Annotated in this window: 4 protein-coding genes and 1 pseudogene; all 5 read right to left on the bottom strand. The window is 47.9% G+C overall.

Going from position 1 to position 3985, the window contains the following annotated elements; genetic code table 11:
• Positions 1-729 (bottom strand): annotated as a pseudogene (locus WA010_RS00640) (endonuclease MutS2); the annotation flags it as partial.
• Positions 726-1058, bottom strand: coding sequence for a hypothetical protein (locus WA010_RS00645; protein ID WP_422555247.1), 333 nt, complete (start codon positions 1056-1058; stop codon positions 726-728). The pseudogene WA010_RS00640 and the gene WA010_RS00645, both read right to left, overlap by 4 nt.
• A gap of 3 nt (positions 1059-1061) precedes the next feature.
• A complete protein-coding gene (gene murC, locus WA010_RS00650) occupies positions 1062-2372 on the bottom strand; it encodes a UDP-N-acetylmuramate--L-alanine ligase (RefSeq protein ID WP_422555248.1) in 1311 nt (436 codons plus the stop codon).
• A 130-nt stretch (positions 2373-2502) separates the two neighbouring features.
• Positions 2503-2967, bottom strand: a complete 465-nt coding sequence (locus WA010_RS00655; RefSeq protein ID WP_422555249.1) for a hypothetical protein — start codon at positions 2965-2967, stop codon at positions 2503-2505.
• Positions 2964-3985, bottom strand: a 1022-nt coding sequence (locus WA010_RS00660) for a succinyldiaminopimelate transaminase (protein WP_422555250.1), incomplete at its 5' end; no start/stop codon positions are given. The genes WA010_RS00660 and WA010_RS00655, both read right to left, overlap by 4 nt.

The following is a 3985-nucleotide window of genomic DNA, read 5'->3' on the forward strand; positions in this document are numbered from 1 at the left end:
GGAGAGTTTCGCGCTAAAACGCTTCGCGTACTCATAGAGCTTGCTCTCCCGCTCCTGCAATACATAGCGCAACTGCTCTTTGGAACGAAGTACCGAATCGGGGGCAACGTAGAAAAATCCCGCACCCGTCCGTCCGACAACGGAACCTTTAAGAACGTGGTTGAACCCGCCGCGCACCAAAAGGGTCTCTTCGTCATTGATATAGTGTATCTGGGTATCGACGAGGTAAGGGGTAAGTTTTTGGGTGTGAAACAACCGTTTTATAGACTCATTGATCTCTATTTTGATCGATTTGATCCGCTGTGCGATTTTATAGAGCTCTTCATCTTTTGATTCGACAAAGTTTCCCTCGTAATCGAAATACTCATCGATCTCATTGAACACTTCGGGGATAATGATCGTCTCCATCCACTCACCGATAAGACCTGCGAAGTTGTGGTTGCGCATAAGACGAAAATAGCGGACGACTTTGAGTAGTTCGTGGATCTCTTCGAAGCGCAAAACCCCTTGTTTTTTCAGGTGGTTGATAATGCTCTCAAAAGCTACACTCTTCGGCGGGGCTTTGAACTCCAGCGCATCGAGAGCTTGGATATAGCGGTAGTGCCGTTCCTGATCTCCCTGCATCGCGATGTTTTGTTCACGGGAAAAAAACTGCTCTAATGAGGCGATATGAGGGAGAAGATCGAGCTTGCCGAAAAGCTCGGCGAGGTTAACGGAAAATCGGCTCATTCGCACTCACGAGCGTTGATGATTTGCTGATAATGCTTTGTCCCTTTGAGCCCTATAAAGCTTTGGGTTCCGACACTGTAATCGAATGTTGTTGCATTGACTTCCGTTCCGCGACAAATGAGCGTTTCGCCGCTGCGGAATTTTTGCTCAACTCCCATAACTTTTTCACGGTCATGGTCTGAGGCGATATTATAGGCGATCGCACTGCTGATGATGAAAGTCAAAACAGCCGAAATCACTGTTTTTTGTTTCGTTCCCAATTCGGTGAAATAATGCATCCATACAAATAGGAGAACAACAATTCCAAACCAAACCGCATAGCTTATCATAATTTACTTCGTCCCTCTGAGCTGATAGGTCAAATCCCCTGCTCCGAATCCGACGATGAGATCGCGATCGTACGTTTTGAATACGGTGTCACCTATGATCGTTTCAATCGTGTCGCCTGCACGGTGAAGTTTGTCGCACATGGTGAGATTATAATGTCCGAAACGCCCTGTAAAATCAATCTCACGAGGCTCTTCGCTAGCTGCCCATACAGGGAGGATTACGAGTTCCGAACACCCTTCGAAACACGCAACAAACGCATCGAGATTATCGATAGTACGAGAGTATTTATGCGGTTGCCAGATCGCAATGATACGATTAAACCCTTTTAGCTCGGCATAGGTTTTGAGCGACTGCATTGTCGCTTTGATCTCTGTCGGATGGTGGGCATAATCGTCGATAATGACACGATCAGAACCTTTAAAAATCACGTCAAACCGTTTTTTGATTCCTCGAAAATTAAGGAGATGTACACGGATAGAGGCAATGCTCATCGTCTGTGCCGCCGCCATGATCGCTAAACTTGCATCCATTGCGATATGTTCACCGAATCCCCATACCTCGAATTCTCCAAATCCTTTCAGGTGAAAGCGGGTGTAGGGTTCATCATCGAGGAGCGTATAGGTGATATTGGTGATATCCTGACTCGGATAGAGACGCAATGCATCGCATTCGAGTGTCGCCATAAACGGATCTTCGGCATTGATGACACGCACGGGAGCCATTTCGATAAAACGGAGATACGCGTTGTGAAACTCGTCAATATTGTAGTTGTAATACTCCATATGTTCTGGTTCAGCATTGGTAACAATCGAGCAATACGGATTTGAGTTGAGAAAACTTCCATCGCTCTCATCGGCTTCGAAGAGCATGACATCAGTACTTCCATCATAGCGGACGTTAGAACCGAATCCCTTAGACTCTGCACCGATGATCGCACTTCCATCCATAATTGCCGCCAAAATTGCCGTGGTTGTACTTTTACCATGTGCACCGCACACCGCGTAGACTTTTTTCTCACTCAATATTCGCAACAGAGCATCACGACGATGAAGCACTTCAATCCCTCTGCGGTGAGCTTCTACGATTTCAGAGTTGGTCGGACGGATAATCGCCGAATGGATAACAAGATCACACCCATCAGGAATGTTATCCGCATTATGTCCGATGGTAACCGTGATACCGCGATCAAGGAGACGTTGGGTGATGTGAGTCGCTTTCATGTCCGAACCGCTTACCTCATGACCGCTGAAACGCATGTATTTTGCCAGACCTGAGATGCCGATCCCGCCGATACCGATAAAGTGGATTTTCACATTGTCTCCTTTTGATACGCAAAGGGAACAAAGCCCCCTTTGACTACGCTAACGCTGAGTTCTCTTCGGCAGAGTGCCCACGCGCACTTGTGCGCTCCGTCATTCCCGCAAAAGCGGGAATCCAGCTTTTTCATAAAATCTCCTTTTTGAAAAAACTGATATAAAATTTACCGCCTTCTTGCGTCGCGTTCATATCGACGTACTCATCGATAAAATCATCAAACGGAATTTTGGCATCACATCCTGCACGGTGAACACCCATCGCCGCACTAAATGCCTCATCATTACTGATTCCGCCGAGCACTTCGAATAATGCACTCGCATCATGTGCGCTTCCCGCACTGTAATGCTCGATTGCGTATTCATACAAAGCACGAATAGTTGCAAAGTCCTGTACTTCATTCATGTCAAGACGCTCCATGTTCTCCAGCGCATTCGTCATTCGTTCTAATGCCAAGTCGAGGATATTGGCATAAAACGCCATAAGGGTATCTTCATCGAAATGCTCATGCGCCTGCGCTTCGAGAACGTACAAAGAGGCGATATCCCCCTCGCTTTGTGCCTGATAGATCTTCTCTTTGAGTGCTTCGGTCATTGCAATGCCTCCTTTAGGCGATTAAGTGCTTGGATGGTTCGTGTCGTCTCTTCGACAAGGGCGATACGGATATAGCCGATGCCCGGATTTTCACCCTGAGCATCCTCGCGTGCCAGAAATTCCCCCGGCAATACTTTGACGTTATAGTCGCGATACAATCTTTGGGTAAACTCGAGTGCATTAGGGACTTTGAGCCAAACGTAAAAGGTCGCATCGGAGGTGGTAATCCCCAGAATCTCTTGCGCCGCTTTGAAATTTTCAGCGTATACCGCGCGCGCTTTTGCCACATGGTACTCATCCGCCCACGCCATCGCCGCCGCCGCTTGCAATGGAAGAGGAGAGGCGCATCCGACATAGGTGCGATACTGTGCGTACCCTTTTAAAATCTCAGCATCCCCCGCGATAAATCCGCTGCGCAGTCCCGGTGCGGAAGAGCGTTTGGAGATCGAGTTAATGACGAGGACATTTTTAAACGACGTATTACCGACATATACCGATGCTTCAAGGAGCGAGGGGACTTTCTGATCGGTATAAATCTCGCTGTAGCACTCGTCGTTAATAAGGCAGAAATCGTGTTTGAGTGCAAGCTTCACCCATTCGCCCAACTCTTCGAGGCTGAGTACTGATGCCGTCGGGTTGTTCGGGAAGTTCAAAATGACCAAATCGCACTCAGCGAGTTCCGCGTCGTTGATGATCGGTTTGAAGTTGTTTTGCTGGGTCAAGTTGAGATGGATCACCCGTGCTCGTGTGGCAATCGCCGCACCCTCGTAAATCTGATAAAACGGGTTGGTGTACGCCATTACAGGCTCTTTTTTATCAAACAGATAGTACTGAGGGAAATTAAAGAGCACTTCGCGTGTCCCGAACGAACTCACCAGTTCATTGGGTTTGAGTTTTACCCCAAATCGGCTCTCGACGAACCCGCGCATCGAGTCGTTTAGATACGCTTCCCCTGCCGTTTTCGGATAACGGCGAAGCTCTTCGGAGTGTTTTGCCAACGACTTTTGGATAAAAGCGG

It is taken from the genome of Sulfuricurvum sp., assembly GCF_049305995.1.
GTDB lineage: Bacteria > Campylobacterota > Campylobacteria > Campylobacterales > Sulfurimonadaceae > Sulfuricurvum.